Raw genomic sequence first — 19,872 nt, forward strand, 5'->3', positions numbered from 1 at the left:
GGGGGCAGGTTAATCGCGAGATGATCGCCAAAATTCTCGCCGAACTCGAGTACGAACATGCGCTGCATGCCATCGAAAAGAGCCCAGGTCGCTGGACGATTTCTGTTGGCAACGTTGGCTGGGAATTTGATGCAAGTCGCGGCATCTGGGGATGGCTTCATATCGATCCTGGCTCACTCAGTGGCGGTCCAACCGAAGCCGATGCCCTGCTGCATCAGCTTGCCGGGGTACTGGAGATGAACGATGCCCAGACGGCTGAGCATTTAGAGGACCTCTACGCAACGTTGCGCGGTGATTTACAACTTCTGGAAGCACGACAGTCGATGACCGCCGAAGACCTGATTGATTTACCTTCCGATGAACTGCAATGCCTGCTAGGCGGGCATCCTAAGTTCATTTTCAATAAAGGGCGTCGCGGATGGGGAATTGATGCACTGCATGCCTATGCACCGGAGTATCGGAACCGTTTTCGTCTGCACTGGATTGCTGTGCAACGGGACAAATTCGTTTGGAGCCACGATGAAGATTGCGATATCGCAGCATTGCAGGCCAGCGCCATGGATGACGCCGAATTAGAGCGCTTTCATCAACGGTGGCACGCAATGCGCCTCGATGAACACTGGATAGCCGTGCCCGTTCATCCCTGGCAATGGCAGCAAAAAATCGCCATTCATTTCCTGCCTTATCTGGCTCGACGCGAAATGATTGAACTGGGGGAATTTGGTGACAGTTACCTGGCGCAGCAATCTCTCCGTACGCTGACCAATGTAAGCCGCCCGGTGCGTTTTGATATCAAACTGCCGCTGACCATTTATAACACCTCCTGCTATCGCGGCATTCCGGGTAAATACATAGCCGCAGGCCCACTGGCGTCAGGCTGGTTAAAGCAGCAATTTGCACGAGATGAAACGCTGCGTGCTTCTGGTGCGCAAATACTGGCGGAACCTGCCGCGGGGTATCTGGCGCATGGGGGCTATGCCGCACTGACTGAAGCACCGTATCGGTATCAGGAGATGCTGGGTGTCATCTGGCGAGAAAACCCCTCCTGCTATCTGCAACAGGATGAACAGGCAGTGCTGATGGCAGCATTGATGGAAACGGATAACACCGGACGCCCGCTCATAGAAGCGTGGGTAGCACGCTCAACGCTGGATGCAGAAAGCTGGCTGAGTCGGATGTTCGAAGTCGTGGTGATCCCCTTCTATCATCTGATGTGCCGCTATGGCGTCGCGCTGATTGCACATGGGCAGAATGTCACGCTGGTGATGAAAGACAACATTCCGCAGCGCATTCTGCTCAAGGATTTCCAGGGCGATATGCGACTGGTCGACAAAACATTTCCGGAAGCAGCGTCATTGCCTGAACCCGTCAAAGAGGTGACGGCAAGACTCAGCGCAGAATACCTGATCCATGACTTGCAGACGGGACACTTTGTCACCGTACTGCGCTTTATCTCCCGCCTGACTCTGCAGTCTGGCATCAGTGAAACGCGTTTTTACCGGATTCTGGCCGATGTTCTCCAACGATATATGGCACAGCACCCAGCAATGGCAGAGCGCTTTGCGCTGTTCAACCTGTTTAAACCGCAAATCATCCGTGTGGTCCTCAATCCGGTGAAGCTCACTTTTTCTGAGCATGACGGCGGTAGCCGCATGTTACCGAATTACCTAACAAATCTTGATAACCCCCTCTATCTGGTCACCAGGGAGTCAGATAAATGAAAACGTACGATTTTATAGGCATTGGCATTGGTCCATTCAACCTGAGCGTTGCCGCACTGGCTGAAGGACTGGAAGGGTTTACCTCCCTTTTTCTCGAACGCAAGCCTGATTTCGCCTGGCATCCCGGCATGATGGTGCCCGATTGCGCCATGCAAACCAGTTTTCTTAAAGATCTGGTGAGCGCGGTGGAGCCAACAAATCGCTATAGCTTCGTTAACTATCTGGTGCAGCGTAAAAAATTCTACCGTTTCCTGACCACAGAGCAACGCACAGTATCACGCGAGGAGTTTTCTGATTACCTCGCCTGGGCGGCCACACGACTTAGCAATCTGGCGTTCAACCAGTCAGTCACCCGCGTGAATTTCAATCACGAAGCTCAATTGTTCACCATTGAAACTGCCCAGGAATGTTACCAGGCGCGTCATGTGTGTTTAGGCATTGGGAAACAGGCAAATCTGCCTGACTGTGTCACAGAACAGAACGAACGCTGCTTCCACGCCAGCGAGATGATGCTTCGCCGACCAGATTTAAAGGGCAAACGCGTCACTATTGTCGGCGGTGGTCAGAGCGGGGCCGATCTGTTTCTGAATATCTTCCGCGGCGAATGGGGCCAGCCCGCCGCGCTGAACTGGGTTTCGCGTCGAAATAACTTCAATGCGCTGGATGAAGCCGCCTTTGCCAATGAGTACTTCACACCGGAATATCTCGAGAGTTTCTCGACCCTAAGCGAAAGCGCTCGCCAGCAAATGTTGTGCGAACAAAAAATGACGTCTGACGGTATTACCACTGAGTCATTGCTCGCTATCTACAGGGCGATGTATCACCGCTTTGAAGTTTTGCGTGAGAAGCCCTGGGCAAATTTAATGCCGTCCCGTTCCGTCACCCATATTGCAGAGGAAGAGGGTCAACAGCAACTCACGCTTTGTCACCAACTCGATCATGGTGAAGAGTATCTGGCCACCGATGTGGTCATTTTTGCTACCGGGTACCGTCCGGCTCGCCCTGCTTTTCTTGCGCCCATTGCACACAGGCTGCAGCTGGACCGGGATGAAAGCTTTCAGATTAACACCGATTTCACGCTCAACTGGGACGGGCCGCAGAACAACCGCCTTTTCGCCGTCAATGCCGGGATGCAAAGCCTGGGCATTGCGGAACCTCAACTCAGCCTGATGGCATGGCGTGCCGCACGCATTCTCAATCGCGCGCATCCAGATGAACCCTTCGAGCTGGCGACCACACCTGGCGTTATCCAGTGGCGTACACAGCAGCCAGATGTCCCTGGCCAGGAACATCAACGACCCGTTCATTCAGTTCAGTATTGAACACTTCATCGGAAAAAAATAACAAATGAAACAGCCGTATCTCTGGGTTTTAAAACCGTGTTTGCTCGCCATGCTCTCTTCCGGCGCCTGGGCTGAAGAGCCAAAGGAAGACCAGATGGTGGTCTCCGCCAGCCGCACCCATCGCAGCGTCGCAGAAATGGCGCAGACCACATGGATTATTGAGCAGGCTGAAATCGAGCAGCAGGTTCAGGGCGGTAAGGAGTTGAAGGAAGTCCTGGCGCAACTCATTCCCGGCATGGATGTCAGCAGCCAGGGGCGAACCAACTACGGTATGAATATGCGCGGCCGTTCCATGATGGTAATGGTGGACGGCGTGCGTCTGAACTCATCACGCAGCGACAGCCGTCAGCTTGATTCCATCGATCCGTTCAATATCGAGCGCATCGAAGTGATTTCCGGCGCGACCTCACTCTACGGCGGCGGCAGCACCGGCGGCCTGATTAACATCGTCACCAAAAAAGGTCAGGCAGGCACCGAAGTTGAGTTGCAAACCGGCGCTAAGAGCGGCTTCAACAGCCATAACGATCATGACGAAAACATCGCGGCTGGCGTGAGCGGAGGCAATGAAAAAGCTTCCGGACGCCTCTCCGTGGCATATCAGCGTTATGGCGGCTGGTATGATGGCAAAGGCGATGAGGTGATCATTGATAATACCCAGACCGGGCTGCAGTATTCCGATCGCCTGGATGTGATGGGCACCGGAACGCTGAACATTGATGAAAACCAGCAGTTGCAGCTCACCACGCAGTATTTTAAGAGTGAATCAGACGGTAAGCATGGGTTGTATCTGGGCGAGAACTTCTCGGCCGTGACCGGTTCGGGCAATGCCTACAACTCAGGTAATCTCAACTCCGATCGCCTGCCCGGCACAGAACGCCACCTGATTAACCTGCAGTATTCCAACACTGATTTCCTCGGTCAGGATTTGGTGGCGCAGATTTATTATCGTGATGAAAACCTGACCTTCTACCCCTTCCCCACGCTCAGCGGTGGTCGGGTCACCAGTATTGGCGCTTCACAGCAGAAAACGGATTTATACGGCGGAAAACTGACCCTCAACAGCAAACCCGTCGATGCCCTGACGCTCACCTATGGTGTGGACGCTGAGCATGAAACCTTCGATGCCAACCAGCAGTTCTTTGATCTGAACACCGCGGCGCACAGCGGCGGCATGACGCTGGAAAACGCCTATAATGTTGGCCGTTATCCGGGCTACAGCATCACCAACCTCGCCCCTTTCCTGCAGTCCAGCTATGACATTGATGCCATCACCCTGAGCGGTGGTGTGCGCTACCAGTACACGAAAAACAAAGTGGATGACTTTGTTGGTTATGCCCAGCAGCAAGCCATTGCCACCGGCCGGGCAACCTCGGCGGATGCCGTGCCGGGCGGCTCAACCAGCTATAATAACCTGCTGTTCAATGCCGGAATACTGGGCCGCATTACCGAGCGCCAGCAGGTATGGTTCAACTTCTCACAGGGCTTTGAGATCCCGGATCTGGCGAAATATTACGGCTCAGGCACTTATCAGCTGGCTAACGGGCATTACAACCTGCTCAACAGCGTCAACGTGAATGACTCCAAACTGGATGGCATTAAGGTTGATGCCTACGAGTTGGGTTGGCGTTATACCGGTGATAATCTGCGCACCCAGCTGGCGGCGTATTATTCACTGTCGGATAAAACCATCAGCATTAATAAAACCGACATGACCATTAACCTTGACGACGATAAGCGACGAATTTATGGCGTTGAGGGTCAGGTCGATTATTTCTTCAATGACAGTGAATGGAGCACCGGCTCGAATTTCAACATCATCAAATCAGAAACGCGCGTTGATGGAAAATGGGAGAAGCTGACCATTGACAGCGCCAGCCCGTCGAAAGTCAGCGCCTGGCTGAACTGGGCACCGGGAGACTGGAATCTGCGGGTACAAAGCACGCAAACCTTCGACGTATCCGATGCCGATGGCAAGAAAATTAACGGTTATAACACCGTTGATTTCCTCGGAAGCTACGCGTTGCCGGTGGGCAAACTCAGCTTCAGCGTGGAGAACCTGCTGGACAAGGATTACACCACGGCATGGGGACAGCGCGCGCCAGGGTTGTACAGCCCAACCTATGGTGATGCCGGGCTTTACACCTATAAGGGTCGTGGCAGGACATTTGGTCTGAACTATTCGGTCGTATTTTGACTTAAAAGCGGTCATCAGAACGCTGTTGACCGCTTCCCTGAACCTTATTGATTTGTCATCATGTTTCCAGGTTCAGCTTGCTTCATTTGAAGTAAAGCTGCTCTCCGGGGAATCGTGACTTTTTCATCGACAAAACCTCCGCTCAGATGAGAGTGTATCATGCCTGAATTTTGTTTCTGAGTGGGGCAGGATTATGGGTAAGGGTCAATATTATCTGTGCCCTGAAGACCCTGAGACCAGGGGGGTAACAGCACCAGGGCTGCCGCTGCAAGCACCCATGTCGTTGCACCTCAGCAGTCACGCTTCATTCACTTTACGACTCCGTTATTTCCCCCCTGTAAATGGCATTCAGCCGTTGTTGAAAGAGAACGGGATCGTGCTCAGTGCGTATGCGACTGATCGCCCCTGCAGATTTTTCTGAAGCAACTCCCTGTTATTCATAATATTCACAACAAACGCTTTAAGCTGTTCAATAATGATATTACGCAGGTGCTCTTTCTCTCCCGAAGACTTTACGCTTATCTCCAGCGATTTGTTCAGCGGGCAATGTATCATCCAACCGGCTTCGTCCGGATTAATTTCCGGGAGCGCCCGGACGTTCGTACTGATGACAGGGCAGGCGCAGGCCTGCATTTCCAGGACGGAAAAACCGTAGGTGTCCTGCCATGTGGGCAGCAGTCCAACGTCAGTGGATCGGATAAGTTCCAGCACCGCGCTATTAGCCAGAGAGGTGAAAGGATGAAAGATCGGAATTTTGCTGAGCGTTGATTCAATACTCTTCCGAAATACGGTGTCGTCCTGAAAATCCCCGTGCGCTAAGTTATGCGTCCGGCCGGTGTCCCCCACGATATTGACGCGTACGTTGCTCACGCTTAATACCCCTTCCCTGAACAACTGACTGAAGGCAAGCACAACTTCAGCTCCCCCCTTCCGGTAAAACTCATTTCCCACGAAAGTAAAGGTGAGAAGGCCTTCCTCACGCGCCGCAGTTCTTTCCTGCAGAACCGGCTGAGGCGGGTGCATAACGTATAGTTTAGGCAGAATGGCAGCCCGCTCAGTGGGGAAGTGCTCCAGTAACTGCAGCTGGATCTGCCGTGTAGCTTCGGATATGGCGATAATACCTCTGCAATGCGGGGAGCTGACATACCTGAGCTCACGGGTCAGTTCGGGATTTTTAAATTTCTCAATCCCCCTGACTGGCAGGACTCGGGGCAGCTCCGTTTCAAAGGTGGCTACCCAGTTGCCCGACCCGGTTGCGACTTCGTTAAACAGATGGGTGATATCTGCATCAACGGGGGAAAGGAATGGGACCGGGCGAAAGAGAAACAGCTTATTCCAGCGCAGTAATCTCTGTCTTATAGCATTCATCCAGGTCCAGACATTTCTCATGCGATGATCGAGATAGTGATACGAATTGTCAGTGAGGATGTTTCTTTTTCAGGGTAGCCTGTACCCCCTACAATGATTTTCATATTTCCCCCCGGCGTGAAACGTACGTGGAAAAAGCTGGACGATAAGTAAATTAACCTTCTTATATGTAAAGATATCTACATGCGACTGTTGATCAGATTAAGAAAATTTGCCAGCCGCGGCTTCACATTCAGGAAAGATTCAGAGAACTACTTGTGCCAGGTGAATAGTCTGACATACCTCTATACATCCGGGTGCCGGGCTTGTGTGAGATAAAGGGGTTAATAATGAAGGCAGTTTTTTCAGAAAATTCTGGTACTGATTCTTTTCTGCATTATAGCTGTGCAGGGATGCAACATTACCGTAACTCAATCCTTATCCCTCGTCTGCTTTAACAGCCCGTGGAGACAGCGGTATCCGCTATTGCATACGAGGTGAAAAGCGCGTGGCATACACGCCGTTTAAGATAGATCTGATTGGATGCTTTTCCGGCAGGAAGCCATCTGAAAATGGCGCATACGACGATATTTCACACCTGCACGAATTGAAGGTGAAACATGTCTGGGCTAATGATGATTTCCTGCTCAGATCGCCCTGGCGATACTCCGGGAGTGTTTATGCCTCACGAGCTGAAATTACCCCTGGGCTGGGGCTCTACATAACTGATAACGTCATCGGGATTTAACAATACATTGGAGTTCGTAGAATGGAAGAATTGTCATTTTAGCGCAGTGAAAATATGCGGCAACGTTGTCTCAGGTAGTGAGATTAACATGCCGACTTTAACATTATCCGGAAATTTAAGCAGCGTTGCGCCACTATCTTCAGTCACAAACCGCGCACTTTAACTGGGTTCGCAATGACGTAAACACAATGTCGCAGAGAGAAAACGCCGGGTTAAGTCAGGCTCTTCGCCAGCAATGAGCGACGTTACCAGAGAAAAGCATTCCTGCGCCAGACGAGGAATATCCTGCTTAACGGTATCAATATCGATAGAAAGCGAGTCATAGAGATAGTGGTCGTCAAAGCTGGCCACGCGGATATCACTGTCAAGTAAGTGGTGCTGACTCATGTAGCGCAGCACCCCTTCCATCAGGCCGCAGGCCGCAGTGAATATAGCTTTCGGAGGACGCCCCAGTTGGGCACAGAGCGCGGCGAACATCTCATAGCCGCTGCTGGGATGGTAGTTGCCGTGAATGATCCACTCCGGGCGCGGTGTGACCCCTGCTCTCTCCAGCCCCTGCATAAAGCCAGCAAGACGGTCTTTGGTAGGTGAAAGACGGGGCTGTCCGCCGATGAAATAGATTTCATCGGGGTTGGTACGGGCCAGTCGCTCAACCAGATCTGCGGTTGGCGTCACAGCTTCCGTCACTACCAGCGGCAGCTGTGTATCATCCACATAGCGATCAAACAATACGATCGGGAGTTGCTCGCTCAGTTTCACGTAATCGCTGTCGCTAAGCATGCTGGACGCCACAATCAGTCCGTCGACCTGTCGCGCCACTAAATTATCCACCACGACCCGCTCCTGACCAGCATTTTCATCCGTACAGGAAATCAGTAGCTGTAAGCCCGCCTCGCGGCACAGGTTTTCCAGCGCATGAGAAAAAACCGCAAAGCCATAGTTGGTTATTTCTGGGACCACCAGCCCCAAAGTATGGCTGCGATTATCACGCAACAGCCGCGCATGGATGCTGGCCTGATAATGATGTTCGCGCGCCAGCATAAGCACACGTTCCCGCGTCTCTTTTGCCACACGTAGCTCTTTGCCCCGCCCGTTAAGCACCAGGCTGGCAGTCGCTTTAGAAACGCCCGCCAGCGAGGCTATATCAGCAATGGTAACGCGTTTTGTTTTTCTCACGTCAGTGCATCAGTCAATGAAACAATGACTTATTCTATCACGGTGTGACGCAACGGCCAGTAGCGTGCTTCTACTTCTGCGTCTCCGATCAGGGTTAATTGCGCCGCCTGAGCAGGAAAGTATCGGCTGCTCATTACGCCCTCTCCATCGTTGATAAAGATCTCTACGCTGGAATGATCGCACAAAATCTGCAGATGGCTGACGGCGCCCCGCCAGTATCGGTATTGCCACTCACCGCTCTCAAGGCTGCGCCGGGCAAGGCGTAATCCTTCCTCGTGCCACTCCAGCTGCAAGGTGTCGGAAAAATCCAGCGTGATTTTACCCTGTGCCGCAATCAGTATCTCAAGGCGCTGCGCGCTTATCAGCGGCGCCTCCGCTGCCCGCCCCTGAAAGTGATATTCTTCTCCACGCAGCGCCTTCAGCTCTGCTACCGGCCGCTGCAGGATTCGCCCCTCCCGCGTCTCCAGCTGCCGGACACAGGTCATCTGATGGATCCAGCCATTCGCGATGGTGGGCTGGCGCATCTCTTCACCGTCCGGCACGCCCATCCAGCCAATCAGCAGGCGCCGCCCGTCAGCGCTCAGCGTGGTCTGTGGCGCATAGAACTCAAAACCTGCATCCAGTTCATTCAGTGATCCGTGCGCATAACTGGCAGCTGCATAATCGAGATCGCCGCCGGTCCACGTACAAGGATGCGCGTTAAGAAAACGGTGTTCCTCACGCGTAATACCCTGCGGGCAGCAGATAAGGAAAGTCGTGTCATCAAGGGTAAACATATCAGGGCACTCCCACATGTACCCGGCATCCTTCAGTCCATTCAGCCCGCTGCCTGCGATCTCACCCAGATTGCGCCAGTGAAGTAAATCCGCAGAGCGTAGCAGCAGCACTGTTCCCTGCTTCCGGTTATTTTGTGCGCCCAGCACCATATACCACTGACCAGCATGCTGCCAGACTTTTGGATCGCGGACGTGGCCGGTATACCCAACCGGTAGCGGGATAACCGGCCCCAGCTTATCAAAACCGCCCGCTTCATTTTGAACGGCCAGACACTGCCAGGCAGTGCGTGAACCATCGTCAAACTTGACGTTGCCGGTGTAGAGAAGCGTCAGCACGCCACTATTATCGACGGCGCTGCCGGAGTAGCAGCCGCTGCGGTCATACTCTTCATCGGGCATCAGCGCAATTGGCTCATGCTTCCAGTGCACCAGATCGCCCGAGCTCCAATGGCCCCAGCACTTATGTTGATGCTGACAGCCCAGCGCATTCCACTGATAGAACAGGTGATAGCGTCCGGCGAAGTGGATGAACCCATTAGGGTCGTTGAGTAATCCGGTCACCGGGGCAAGATGAAAGCCGGGATAGTAAGAGTCGCTAATCGCTTTTGGCTGGCCGCGCATCACGGCATGCAGAATGGCGGAGAGCAATGCTGAGGAGTTCATTAGTCTGCGTCCGTTTTGTATTTGAGCAGGAAAGAGAGGATAAACGCGGCGCTGAACGCGATAACCATACCTATGGCGTAATTGAGCAGTGAGCTTGCCTGCACGATGGCCAGACCCGGAATACCGGTCAGCCCCACGGCGGTCATTGAAACATGAACGGAAACTACCCAGGCTCCGCCCAGTGCACCGCCTACCAGTCCAGCGATAAACGGTTTCATAAAGCGCAGATTAATACCGAAAATGGCTGCTTCCGTAATGCCAAGTAGCGCGGAGAAACCGGACGGCAATGAAATAGCTTTAATCTTCACGTCTTTGGTCTTGAACCATACCGCCAGGCAGGCCCCCCCCTGAGCCACGTTGGCCATTGCCCAGATCGGCAGCAAAAAGTTAACGCCAATTGAGGGGTTACCGAGTAATCCAGCCTCAATCGCGTGGAAGCTGTGATGCACACCCGTAATGACAATCACCGAGTAAAGGCCGCCAAACAGTAAACCTGCCATCCAGCCAGCATGAGCAATCAGCGTGCTGAGCACAAAAGAGATTCCATCCCCCAATAAACGTCCAGCCGGGCCGATGACCAGCAGCGCAACGAAGCCGGAGATAATCACCGTCAGGAATGGCGTCAGAATCAGATCCAACGCATCCGGGATGACCCGGCGCAGCTGTTTCTCCAGTACGCTCATAAACCACACTGCCAGCAGTACGGGGAATACGGTGCCCTGATACCCAATCATCGCCACTTCTATACCGAAGAAGTTCATGGTGTGGAATCCGGCCGCCACGCCCCAGGCGTTCGTCAGCGCCGGGTGAGTCAGGATGCCACCGAGCGTAGCGCCGAGGAACGGGTTGCCACCAAACTCGCGCGCGGCGGTGAAGCCAATCAGGACAGGCAGAATGATAAAGGCCGCCGAGCTGCACATATCCAGCATGATATAAAGCGCATTATCAGGATTCACCCAACCGTAGGTTTTTACCATTCCCAGCAGGCCCATTAGCAGGCCAGATGCCACAATAGCCGGAATGATGGGTACAAAAATATTCGACAGCAGACGCGCAATACGCTGGAAAGGATTAAGTTTACGCGCGGCGATGTCAGCGGCTTCTGACTTGCTGGCTTCGCTGATACCGGCTTCGCGAATAAAGGCAGCATAGACTTTGTTCACCACGCCAGTGCCAAAGATCACCTGCAGCTGTCCTGCGTTGCGAAAACATCCCTTCACACCGTCTATTTTGCCGATCGCGACGGTATCCGCTTTTGCATCGTCTGACAGTACCAGTCGCAGTCGTGTTGCACAGTGTGCTGCACTGGCAATATTCTCCCGCCCCCGAGCAGCGGCAGTAGCGCGCGGGAGATGTGTTCAAAATCCATAATGACCTCAGTTTTTCGTTTTTATGCCATCAGTGAGAAACATGGCCCCCGGCGGAGGCCGCATAATCAGAACCAGGTTTCCATCTGCACGCCGAAGTTCCACTCGCCACCGGCGCTGAAGCCGCTGCTGCCAAAGGCGTCATCGCTGGCGTAGTTGTCCAGGCGGTGATCCCAGTCCATCCAGCTGGCGAACAGGCGGATTTCCGGGCGTTTCAGGAATTCGCCCACGTCACCAGCTTTCAGCGTTGGCGCCACGGTAAGTTTATAGAAGTTACCGCTGACAGCGCTGCGGTTGTTGTAGCCTTCAGGGCGCAGGTCCATGTACTGGTAAGAGCCTCATACTGCATTTCGAAATTCTGCGTGATCTCCTGTATCAGCCTCAGGTTGGCGGTAGCCACTCATAGCTGTCGCCTCTGACGTATCGATCTTGACTGCTCTGCGCCAGCAGCGCCGGGGCGATATGCCAGCCGCCACCGAGCGGCGTCATTCCGTAGCTTGCAAGGCGCCAGGTATCCGCTTCTGGCAGGAGTGCCCCATCGGCACCTATAGTTTTTACTTCAGCACCCAGTCCATGACCGTAGAGCAGCGCAGTTTTCGCGGAGCCTTCACGCAGGCCATAGAAGCTATCGCTGTGCAGGCCGATCAATCCATGCAAACCACTGTTTGCCGCATCGCCTTTGACGCGGTTGCCCTCAATGTCACTACGTGCATTGTTATCTTTGCGCGCATCCCACTCACCATCATCTGCAGCGGGCCAACAAAGTTATTCAACGTCAGGATATAGTTTTGCGCGGTATTCTCATTGTTTTCGATATCACCAAAAGTGCGCCCGTAAACTGACAGATTGCTACGCACTTCATCGCCCCACTTCACGTCGTAGATGCCCGCGCCGGTGCCGGCGAGAAACACCACATCGGAGTCGATCCAGTGAATGTCGAAATTGTCACGGTCAAAGCGTTTACCAGCCCAGACGGTGCTGTCTTTGAACGCACCGGTAAACGTGGGTAATTGACCGAGCTCCACAAACGCCTGCCGCACATTGAGATCGCTGCTGGCGGCACTCCAGTCGTTATAGGTTCGCTGACCATCGGCCAGCATCGCCTTGAAACGGGTAGTGGCACCGTTGGCCAGGACCTGCTTGTGTTCGAGATTGAGTTCAACGTAGGTATCCGGCTCATTGCCAAGACGACCAGTGTGACCGCCGGTCTCACCAGCAGGGGTAACGGTGGGACCACCCTGCGTTTTTGCAGCAGAGCTGTTCATCAGTAACCCGGAGCGGGCGTATCCATGAAATTCAAATTCACCTTCTCCGCTGTCACCACCGATGGCCTTGTTCTGCTCCGGTCTGACAGGGTGCTGCACGACGCTGGCGTTAATACCAGGGTTCTGCTGCTGTGCAGTGGCCAGCTTTTGCGCCTGGTTTTCCGCTGCCTGCGCACGGTATTCCGCTGCACTGGCACGCTGTTCAGCCGCGGCCAGTCTTTTTTCCATTGCCGCTAAGCGTGCTTCGATACTCTGAGTATCGGGCGCCGCCCATGCTGAGTCAGCAGCTAATAACGTACTAAGGGTTAAGGCAATTAGGGTTTTATTCACTGTTTTGCATTCCAGAGGTAAGGCTGTCATCAACTATTTGTAGTTTTGCTAAACCGGTTTAGTCCCTGCATCATAGTTGCCCCAATTTTGAAAGCGCAACGGATTTTGCTAAACCGATTTAGTTGATGTGAAGTAAGTCGCAAAACATGAAGGGTTCGTTCTATCGGGAGAGGTGATCCTGGAGTTGCTGATAGTCAGGCAGAGCCGTCATAGCTCCTTTGGCCATGGTCGCCAGTGCGCCACAGATCTGAGCACACTGCAGACGATCCGTAAGCTGATCACCATCAGCTGGCATGCCATACTGCGCCAGTCCCCATAACAGGCCGGCAACAAAAGCGTCGCCTGCTCCTGTGGTGTCCACGCTGTTGACCGCTTTAGCGGGATGGTGAGTCAGCGTACCGTTGTGCCAGCCGCGCACGCCGGCGCTGCCTTGGGTTACCAGCAGTAAGGTAACCGGTAAGCGCTTCGCAAGAAGCGCAATACCAGCATCCACCTCCGGGCAACCCGTTATAAATATCAGCTCCTCTTCAGAGAGTTTCACTACAGTCGCCAGCTGTAGCGCCTGATCAATGCAATGTCGGAGCGCAGCTTTCTCAGGCCACAGATCCAGACGTATATTGGGGTCGAAACTGACAAAGCCCCCTGAATTCCGTATACGCTGCATGGCGGTGAGCGTAGCTGTTCTTGAAGGCTCTTTCAGCAGCGCGATTGAGCAGCAGTGCAGCCACTCTGCCGGTTGAAAATCGGGAAGGTCGTCAATTTCAAGGAACAGGTCTGCACCGGGTCGAACCATAAAGGTGAATGTGCGTTCTCCCGCGCTGTCCAGCGATACCAAGACCGTTGAGGTACGCTGCGCAGGGTCTGTTCGCATGTAAGAGACATCAACATTCTCCTGCTGCAATGTCTTTTTCATAAACTGTCCGAAGGGATCGCTTCCTACTCTCCCAATAAAGCCACTGTTACCGCGAAGGCGTGCAACACCTGCCGCTACATTTGCAGGAGCGCCGCCCGGACATTGCAGCAAGCGCCCATCCGTATCAGGTAATAAATCAACTACCGCATCGCCCAGACACCAAACACGCTTCATCGTCATTCTCCTCGACCTCTGCTAAACCGTTTTAGCTACCAATCACGATTATGCATTAAAGTCGTATTATGCCGCCAGTGCCCGCAGCCACTTTTGAAATATTCACCACGAGGTTCTGACTGATAGCGCTATCAGCGCCACATACATAACATGGTCACCCATGTTCGCCTGACCGTCGCTGTTGACTCTGAACCCTATAAAATAACTGTACGTCATGAGAGCAGCTTAAGCGTCGTGAGATGAGATGAGATGAGATGCAGACGGTACAGCATCAGATGACTCAGGAAGGCGCAACCGAAAAGTCACGGCTGAACACAGTGCTGGCCAGCATCAGGCCTTAAACGCTTGCCCCTCTTACCTTGCCAGTTTTAACGGACACGACCTTCCCGGGAGTAAAAAATATCACAGGAGAAAGCGAAGAGACTACCGGAAGATATGAGGGCTGACCTCACCGCCTGCAGAAGAAATCCCCGCTGTCGATCGAGGCTTCATCCCGACTGTGCCGGCGTCCGGTCAACCGCCACTGTGTGTCCAGTCGCACTGGCGCGGCGAAACTGCGCCGGAAATTCAGGAATCACTTAATTTAGCTTTGACAAAGGTTGCGACAGAAAGGCCCGGAAGAAAACCGGGCCATCTGATACCAGGTGGCGTCATCCTGACACCTCGCTTGCACTTTAATGTTAGCTGGTTCGGCGTTTTTCATCAGTAAGTATATCGAAAATTTGGAACCCTTCGTCAGGATTAGTGATGCCGCTGATGATAAATTCCAACCTTCATAGTTGTGCGCATTATGAAAAACGGGCGTATTTTGAAAAGATTCGGGCTTAGAGTTCAACTTTAAAGGATGTAAACCGATGCCACCTTCAGGGGCGGTTGAATGAAAAGGCCCAATACATGAGTGAGAAGGATTTGAATATTTTCAAAATACATCATGTGTTTATCCATTTTTCGGGTGGATTTCAGTCGTGTGAAGCGCCAGTTAAATTTTGACAGCGAAGGTTCGTTCACCCTCTCTTTAGCGCCATCCTTCCCCGCCGGGTATTGCCTATGCCATAAACAATGCCCCCCCGCAGCAACAATCGGAGGCTGTTACTCGCTGGTATCGGTGGAGAGCCAGAACGGGTATGCCAGCGCTTACTGTGTACACGAAAAAAGCCGCAGCGCGGCTTAAGATGTTAATCTGTTTTTTTATCAGCGGGTTCAATAAGCGATTCGATGAATTTCTTTTGCTTATCGTTGAGCTTAAGTTGCTTTATTTTTTGTATATCAATGAGCTTAGTGGGCCCGTTTACCTGGGCTACTGGTTTGTTCTTACCGTTCTCATTGGCAAAAGTGATAGCGGTAAATACCAACCCCCAAAATAAAACACAAAATAAAAAAACCATTATCCATGTCTTTCTTCTTATGTTTTTCAAGACCCCTTACTCCAAAAATGTCACAGGAGTTACTAAGACAAATCCTAAACTGGGAAAGTTCTTAATTGGTGTAAAATAAGACATATTGTGCATAAAGACATGTAAATTGCACTCATTAAAAGCATAATGTTCTGAGTTTGGCGTTCTGAACAGCACATTTGAACATGCAGCATCAGTGATATCTGATAACTTTGACATTGATTGATAGCAACTACAAAGTGCCCTCGCCTGACTACTATGGGACTTTCAAACTGGCAGTGCTCTGTTCGCTTTACTCACGACCTTACAAGGAATATGTCAGAGGTCATGCTGTCTATTTTAGTGAGTCGCCCGAATTATTTTCTTTAAGTGAATTTTTTATGGATTTTATTCCCCCACCTTTCGTCCAGAACTGATGCGAAAGTATACCACCGACCTGTATACGGATGGATTCGTTGAGCTTTAAATAAGAGGTGATTAACGGGCTGTAAGGTTAATTCACTGATCCTGCTGTGAGCTTTTACGATCCGTTTCATTCTTTTTGAGTTTTACTATTTTTGTAATCTCTTCTGCCTGGTTCTGCTGCAAGTCATTCTATCAGTGCATTCTGTCGATCGTTGCATCACCACTACTGATAAGGCGTGGGGGTCTTATAGCTTGGTTGCATTTTCAACAGTTTGTCGCTTTCAGTATTTCCCGCGTATCAGGTATTACACAGCTCCTTATGACAGTCATAAAAATGAACAAAAGGGTCGCCGTTCATTGGCATGAGGTATTGAGGTGGGAAAACGCACCATCCATAACGTCTGAAATCCCGCATCGAGACGGACATTTTTCCACCACACACAATTTCACCAGCGCATAGCCACCCACCTGTGTTTTCAGGCATTCTTCCGCAGGTACCGTCAGGTGCATTAAACAGCTCTCCAGCCTCGCACCAACTGAGTAATTTAACAGATTTACCGATATTTTCAGGATTTACTGAGTCAATAACCAGGGCAACGCAACCTGCTTCAAGTACTGCTTTCATCGGTCTCTCTCCATATGATTGCATTTAGGCCGGAGTGACTTTCATAGCTAACCGCAAGTCTGACATCACCTGCTAGTAAGTTTGGTTTGAGCTTCAGATGTGTCCTGATTCGGCTTTAAATATCATAGGGTCAGTACAGATTTTCCAGGATGACGTCAGTCATGTCATGAGTGTATGCCTTAAGCGCATAATCGAACCAGTTTTTACAGAGCACGACTGACGAATTATTAAGCTTCAGTCCGGCAAAGCGTGCTTTACCTGTCGCTGATGACTCTGAGTGGTTGATTACGGCAGTCATAACCGGAACCGGTTCATTGGGGGTCGACACCCTCAGAGTAAGCCAGTGCCTTATCGGAAAATTTTTTCTCAGGCATTTTATTTATCTTCCAGTTTTTTATTACTCGCGTTCAGGTTTTCGTTTAACCCACTCACTCAGGTGTCAGAAAAGCGCTGCAATATCTGATGATGCATAAACTGAATTCGGCAAAACATATGTATGCCCGCCTGTTATGGGGAAGGCTACGTTTATCCTGGCTGAACCTCATGACATTCAACAGGTTATAGCCGCCGAATACATCTTTTCCTGATGAATCCAATTTCCTATTGGAGCAACATGACCTCACCCTTCGTAATACATGAAACAGGGTCTTATATCTTTTTATCGCGCTCTTAATTTCCCTGGTGCAAAAGTCAGTTATCTGTGCGGGTATGCCCAGGAATGATCAATGCCTAAAGATGACAGAGTCCCGGTAACAGCCAGGCAGGCTAATAACAGAGCGAAAATCACAACTCCCAAAATCTCAATTACTTTAAGAAAATGATGCTTAGTCATAAATATTCCTCTTCAGTTGATATGTTTGAAACGTACCTAATGAAAGTAAGATGTTACCGGTAAAGAACAAGCCAAATTTACACGATGAAACATAAAGGAGAACTTATTGATTTTTTGCATTGCGAAAAAATCCCTCCATCCGCAATCCTCGAACAGCCATGATCACGCTGTTCGCTGTAGCTTAAATGTTGACTACAGGGAACATTGTTTTCAAAGCATGGGTTTATCGGTCATGACTATGAAAGTGGGAATTTAACATGCGCAGAAGCGGAGGTCGTACTTCAGACAGAGTTTACGTATGTATATCGCAGCATGGTACCGCTCCGGTTTATCTGCTGGAGGATGGAAGCCAAGATCTGACCCTCAGTGTCAGATAACACAACAGAATAGTAACCTGCTTAGCGGAATTTTAATAAACATCAAGCCTCTCTCAGGAAATGTATAAAAAATAATTTATTAAAGCCTGTTGAAATGACGTCGATAATACATTGTTGAATTTTTAACTTTTATATCAGGGCTCATATGACCATTACACAGCGATTATTGATGGCGTTTTTTCTGTTGGCTTTATCTCTCATCTCGATTGTTGCCGTTTCACTTGCAGTGATTTCGGGCTTTCAGTCGCGATTCGAATATGTACAGGCCAATGCGATACCGAGTATCAAGGACCTGAACAAATCCATAAGTAGCACGAATCAGCTGGGCATTGCGCTGTACCGTCATCAGACGGCTTCAACGAAAGCTGACCAGGACGCCGCTGAAGAAAGGATCAACGGCCTGCTTCACACACTGAAGTCACTTACTGATTATTACATGGCGAACGACATCTCCAGTGACGAAGATAAGGCTATGACTGAGCAGGCATTCCGTAACATTGATGCCGTTCGTGCTGCCCTACCCGCTTTCTTAGCCGCCTCAGACAGTAATAATGATGATGCCGTTTCTTTGGCCCTACTCAAGGGAGATAAAGGCGTGGGTGCCGCCACGAGAGAAATGGAGTCACTATTCACTAAACAAATAGATTTAAATATTCAAATTGGTGATGGGCTACGAGCTGTCAATAAGAAAATTTATTCTCAGACGTTCTGGATAATGACCTCTGTATCGGCTGGAGTTATCCTGGTTCTTGGCATATTTTGTGTCAGTATCGTTCTGGGTATTAAGCGCAGCCTGAACAATCTGCAAAACACGATAACTGACGTCAGCAGTCACCTTGATCTGACGCAGGTGGCTTCCGTGATCAGAAATGATGAAGTAGGAAAGACGGCAACGGCGTTTAACAATCTGCTCAAAAGGGTCTCCGCAACGCTTGTATCGGTGAACCAGGCGGCACACTCAGTCAGTACGGGGTCAACACAGATAGCCGCAGGAAACGAGGATCTTTCATCTCGTACCGAGCAACAGGCAGCGTCGCTGGAACAGACTTCTGCAAGCATGGCTACCCTGAGCGATTCTGTCCGGCAGAATGCTGAAGGAGCTTTTGAAGCAAGCACACTGGCAAACAATGCTAATGATTTATCCCGTCAGAACAGGAGCGCAGTCAGTGGGATGCTGGATACCATGTCCGATATCCGCGGGAGTTCAGCAAAAATTTCTGAAATTACGGGACTGATTGAAGGAATTGCTTTCCAGACCAATATTCTGGCGCTTAATGCTGCGGTTGAGGCCGCGCGCGCCGGTGAACATGGAAGAGGGTTTGCGGTTGTTGCCTCTGAGGTGCGTAATCTGGCACAGCGTTCTTCTACTGCTGCACGTGAGATAAAGGACCTGATTTCACTTTCCGTTTCTCAGGTCGAACAAGGGCTTCAGCAGGCAACGCATGTTGGTGGTAACACAGAGAACGTCACCAGTGCGATTCAGCAAGTTGCAGACCTGGTTAATGAGATTGCGGCCGCGACATCTGAACAGAGCAAGGGCATCGAGCAGGTCCATCTGGCCATCGGGCAGATGGATGAGGTCACCCAGCAGAACGCCTCTTTGGTTGAAGAGGCTTCTTCAGCATCAAAATCACTCCAGGAACAGGCTGAAACACTGTCAGGACTGGTGTCCACTTTTATCCTTGAGAAAAATCAGGTCCATGCCGGGGCAAGTGTCAGGCCGGTAATCAGCGAAAAATTACAATTGCAAAAAATGCCTGATGTGATTGCTGCAAATGTGAGTAAAGTAAACTGGGAAAGTTTTTAAATTCTCCGGCTATTCTTTAAAAAAGGTTTATCATAAGCGCTGGTACGCCAGCGCTTTCCCGGATTCTTATAGTTAATATTTATGAATCTGAATCTTCTGCACATAAAATGCTCAGAACAGATATGACAAGCTAATACTGTTAAAATTAGCTGACTCGTTACGGATAATAGCCCTGCTTTAACCGGAAAAATCAATCCTTCAAATGGTTTTTTCATCAAATGGCCAGAGTCAGAACGTTGAAAATTTTTACAGAAAACAGCACAGTCATTTATCTTTTTTGGATTGATAAGACTGTACACAGCGTTAATTTCTATATGTCCGACACTGATACTCCATTCAACCAGCGTCCTCGGGAGCCCACCATCGCCGATGTTAATTCTTAGTAATCAAAAAATAAGACCTCGAAAAAAATTTC

Annotated in this window: 9 protein-coding genes and 2 pseudogenes; 4 read left to right on the forward strand and 7 right to left on the reverse strand. The window is 50.9% G+C overall.

Annotation, left to right across the window (positions count from 1 at the left end):
• Positions 1-20: 20 nt before the first annotated feature.
• From iucC to HA45_RS12715, 3 genes are read left to right on the forward strand one after another with little or no spacing between them, the layout of a single operon-like run.
• Positions 21-1,721, forward strand: coding sequence for an IucA/IucC family protein (gene iucC / locus HA45_RS12705; protein WP_100703068.1), 1,701 nt, complete (start codon positions 21-23; stop codon positions 1,719-1,721).
• Complete coding sequence (locus tag HA45_RS12710) at positions 1,718-3,043, forward strand: lysine N(6)-hydroxylase/L-ornithine N(5)-oxygenase family protein (RefSeq protein ID WP_100702884.1); 1,326 nt, start codon at positions 1,718-1,720, stop codon at positions 3,041-3,043. The genes iucC and HA45_RS12710 overlap by 4 nt, the downstream gene beginning before the upstream one ends.
• A 25-nt stretch (positions 3,044-3,068) precedes the next feature.
• Positions 3,069-5,258 (forward strand): TonB-dependent siderophore receptor, encoded by a 2,190-nt coding sequence (locus HA45_RS12715; protein WP_100702885.1) that lies wholly within the window; start codon positions 3,069-3,071, stop codon positions 5,256-5,258.
• A gap of 348 nt (positions 5,259-5,606) precedes the next feature.
• Here HA45_RS12715 and HA45_RS12720 read toward each other — a convergent pair whose 3' ends face one another.
• The 7 genes and pseudogenes from HA45_RS12720 to HA45_RS12755 all read right to left on the reverse strand — a co-directional run bounded on the left by HA45_RS12720 (position 5,607) and on the right by HA45_RS12755 (position 16,441).
• Positions 5,607-6,647, reverse strand: coding sequence for a glycosyltransferase family 4 protein (locus HA45_RS12720; RefSeq protein WP_244563441.1), 1,041 nt, complete (start codon positions 6,645-6,647; stop codon positions 5,607-5,609).
• An 865-nt stretch (positions 6,648-7,512) separates the two neighbouring features.
• Positions 7,513-8,529 carry a substrate-binding domain-containing protein gene (locus tag HA45_RS12725; RefSeq protein ID WP_100702887.1) on the reverse strand — a complete coding sequence of 339 codons (1,017 nt, stop codon included), beginning with the start codon at positions 8,527-8,529 and terminating at the stop codon, positions 7,513-7,515.
• Between the two features lie 29 nt (positions 8,530-8,558).
• A complete protein-coding gene (locus tag HA45_RS12730; protein WP_100702888.1) occupies positions 8,559-9,968 on the reverse strand; it encodes a sucrose-6-phosphate hydrolase in 1,410 nt (469 codons plus the stop codon).
• Positions 9,968-11,337, reverse strand: a pseudogene (locus HA45_RS12735) (sucrose-specific PTS transporter subunit IIBC). Before HA45_RS12735 ends, HA45_RS12730 begins: the two are co-directional and overlap by 1 nt.
• A 66-nt stretch (positions 11,338-11,403) precedes the next feature.
• Positions 11,404-12,960: pseudogene (locus HA45_RS28670) on the reverse strand (carbohydrate porin).
• Between the two features lie 130 nt (positions 12,961-13,090).
• A complete protein-coding gene (gene cscK / locus HA45_RS12745) occupies positions 13,091-14,017 on the reverse strand; it encodes a fructokinase (protein WP_100702891.1) in 927 nt (308 codons plus the stop codon).
• 2,097 nt (positions 14,018-16,114) lie between these two features.
• Positions 16,115-16,441: a hypothetical protein gene (locus tag HA45_RS12755; protein WP_128598944.1), complete on the reverse strand. Its 327-nt coding sequence runs from the start codon at positions 16,439-16,441 to the stop codon at positions 16,115-16,117.
• Between the two features lie 1,354 nt (positions 16,442-17,795).
• Between HA45_RS12755 and HA45_RS12760 the strand changes: the two genes are divergently transcribed.
• Positions 17,796-19,457 (forward strand): methyl-accepting chemotaxis protein, encoded by a 1,662-nt coding sequence (locus tag HA45_RS12760; protein ID WP_100702893.1) that lies wholly within the window; start codon positions 17,796-17,798, stop codon positions 19,455-19,457.
• Positions 19,458-19,872: the final 415 nt, after the last annotated feature.

Source organism: Pantoea rodasii, from assembly GCF_002095465.1.
GTDB classification, from domain to species: Bacteria; Pseudomonadota; Gammaproteobacteria; order Enterobacterales; family Enterobacteriaceae; genus Pantoea; species Pantoea rodasii.

What these genes read in the sequence shown, in the direction of transcription:
- iucC (WP_100703068.1), top strand. Translation starts at nt 21, where the DNA reads ATGATCGCCAAAATTCTCGCCGAACTCGAGTACGAACATGCGCTGCAT.
- HA45_RS12710 (WP_100702884.1), top strand. Translation starts at nt 1,718, where the DNA reads ATGAAAACGTACGATTTTATAGGCATTGGCATTGGTCCATTCAACCTG.
- HA45_RS12715 (WP_100702885.1), top strand. Translation starts at nt 3,069, where the DNA reads ATGAAACAGCCGTATCTCTGGGTTTTAAAACCGTGTTTGCTCGCCATG.
- HA45_RS12720 (WP_244563441.1), bottom strand. Translation starts at nt 6,647, where the DNA reads ATGAGAAATGTCTGGACCTGGATGAATGCTATAAGACAGAGATTACTG.
- HA45_RS12730 (WP_100702888.1), bottom strand. Translation starts at nt 9,968, where the DNA reads ATGAACTCCTCAGCATTGCTCTCCGCCATTCTGCATGCCGTGATGCGC.
- cscK (WP_100702891.1), bottom strand. Translation starts at nt 14,017, where the DNA reads ATGAAGCGTGTTTGGTGTCTGGGCGATGCGGTAGTTGATTTATTACCT.
- HA45_RS12755 (WP_128598944.1), bottom strand. Translation starts at nt 16,441, where the DNA reads ATGAAAGCAGTACTTGAAGCAGGTTGCGTTGCCCTGGTTATTGACTCA.
- HA45_RS12760 (WP_100702893.1), top strand. Translation starts at nt 17,796, where the DNA reads ATGACCATTACACAGCGATTATTGATGGCGTTTTTTCTGTTGGCTTTA.